The organism is Desulfovibrio sp. OH1186_COT-070 (assembly GCF_003860215.1).
In the GTDB taxonomy this organism is placed as follows: Bacteria; Desulfobacterota; Desulfovibrionia; order Desulfovibrionales; family Desulfovibrionaceae; genus Desulfovibrio.
Genome location: NZ_RQYH01000071.1, coordinates 1 through 2,176 on the forward strand (window position 1 = coordinate 1; position 2,176 = coordinate 2,176).

2 protein-coding genes and 1 pseudogene are annotated in these 2,176 nt (G+C 52.1%); 2 read left to right on the forward strand and 1 reads right to left on the reverse strand.

Features of this window, described 5'->3' with window-relative positions; translation table 11 throughout:
- Positions 1 to 316 (forward strand): annotated as a pseudogene (locus tag EII23_RS11755) (hypothetical protein); the annotation flags it as partial.
- 173 nt (positions 317 to 489) lie between these two features.
- Positions 490 to 1,407: an ADP-ribosylglycohydrolase family protein gene (locus EII23_RS11760; protein ID WP_124793526.1), complete on the forward strand. Its 918-nt coding sequence runs from the start codon at positions 490 to 492 to the stop codon at positions 1,405 to 1,407.
- Positions 1,408 to 1,524: 117 nt separating this feature from the next.
- On the opposite strand, the gene EII23_RS12990 is transcribed toward EII23_RS11760, so the two are convergent.
- Positions 1,525 to 2,176 (reverse strand): hypothetical protein (locus EII23_RS12990; protein WP_185702394.1); only part of this gene is annotated, 652 nt, incomplete at its 5' end.

Sequence of the window (2,176 nt, forward strand, 5' to 3'; positions counted from 1 at the left end):
TTTGCCAACCCGCCAAGCTGTCGGCGGATTTCATCCGCAATCGCCAGCTTTAGCTGTTTCCGATACCACCGGCTTTAGCCGGTGGAGCATTCATTTTGGCGAAACGATCGGCGTGAAAAAATCTTCTGCCCAGATAACCGCGCTCTATGCCCCGGAAGATTTGATCGGCAGGCAGGTGATCTGTTGCATGAATCTGGCGCCGATCCATATTGGCTCTGTAAAGAGTGAAGTGCGGATTCTCGGAACGGATTCTGATCAGGGCGTTGTTTTGCTGCAGCCGTCCGAAAAGGTAAAAAACGGCGACCGCGTGTTTTGAGTGAAAGTGAGCCGAACCGGATTTTGGGCTCAGCGATGCATGAGAGAGCTGAACGTGCAGCAATGAGCCAGCATGAGCATCAGGGGTATCACCCCGGCATGCACGGAAACCGACGGCACAGGCTGCTTTTGATTGCGGCCCGAAATGGGGATCACGACAGGCAGGCAGGAACAATGCCAACGCAATGCGAACAAGCCTTGGGATCTCTTTTGGGAGTGGCTGTAGGCGATGCCCTGGGAGCGCCTGTTGAATTTATGGCTCCCGGAACATTCCCGCCTGTCACAGGCATGATGGCCTGTGGCAGGGGAAGTCTGCCACAGGGGCACTGGACTGACGACACGGCAATGACGCTTTGCCTGGCCGACAGTCTCCTGCACTGCGGGGGATTTGACGCTCGCGACCAAATGGATCGCTATCTGCGGTGGTTTGATGAAGGATACAATAGCTCAACCGGCAAAGTTTACGGAATCGGGCAGGCGACGTTCAAGGCTCTTCAGCGCTACCGCAAAACGAACAACCCCCTTGCAGGCGAAACTTCGCCCCGAAGTGCAGGAAACGACTCATTGATGCGCCTGGCGCCAATACCCATCTATTATCACGACAACCTCGATAACGCAGCACATTATGGGGGAGAATCCTCACGCACAACACATGCCCTGCAGATTTGTGTCGACGCCTGCCGTTTTTATGCAGCACTCATCTGGCATGCCCTCCAAGGGGCGTCAAAAGAGGACATCTTTGCCGCCGCACATCGGTTTTTCCAGAAAAAGTCCGGTGAATCGCCCGATGACGCTCTCCGAAGTGTGGCGGAAGGGTCATTCATGCGCAAGGAGCCACCTGAAATTACGGGGGCTGGATATGTGATCAGTTCGCTGGAGGCCGCCTTGTGGGCATTTGCAAAAGCGGACACTTTTGCTGAAGGAATGCTGCTGGCTGTCAATCTGGGCCAGGATGCCGATACTGTTGGGGCAATTTTTGGACAACTGGCTGGCGCTTTCTGGGGGCTCCCGGCCATTCCCTCCCAATGGCTGGATTCTTTGCACAAAAAGGATCACATATCCGGGATCGCCGTGCGCCTCTGGCAACGCTAGAATCTCTCCGCAAGCAAGAATATGCGGAGGGCTTGGGGGGCGTCCTTCGTAAATCTCACAATGTCATTTGTACTGCATTTCATTGTTCCATTTTCCTTTGGAGTTTTCGACCTGATGTCAGGGATTTTCCAAGAGAACTTCTTTTAGATTTTCCATATCGCACTCCCTGTACAGAGCATATGCTGCCCGGCGAAAACGATACTTGTCACCCGTGGATTTGGCGGAACAAAAATATTCGACCAGCGGCACCACAAAACGATATCCAGCAACGTCAATCGCTTTGCCTATTCTCCTGTAATCGCGTGCAGATCGGCCATTTGGAGTATAGTCCCCATTTTTCGGATGTTTCCACCAATCAGCAAACTCTTCCGCCGACAGCAGGGTAACGACCCCATACATTTCTTTAGGCTCGGCACGGCTGAGGCTCTGATTATTGAAGCGGTGTTCCGCGTTACACACGCCGTTTTCATGTATATCCACAAGCCGCTTCAAATCTTCGTAATTCCCTTGTGGGGTTTCAATGCTTTTTTTGAACTCTAAAGCAACCGTAATTCCTTCCGGGTAGTTGTATGCAAAAAAATCAATCCGTCGGTTTTCTTCCTTGAGCGGAACTTCGGCCCAGACCTGAAAACCTTTTTCCGCGAACGAATGGGCGAGGTGAAGCGCAATATTAGAAGTCATCTCATAATCAATCTGAGCAAAATCATGATGCAGCCCAGTTGCGCCATTGCCAGAAAGTTTTCTGCATGAAATTCGTATCTTACGACAA

Coding starts and splice junctions, on each gene's coding strand:
- EII23_RS11760 (WP_124793526.1), top strand. CDS start 490: ATGCCAACGCAATGCGAACAAGCCTTGGGATCTCTTTTGGGAGTGGCT.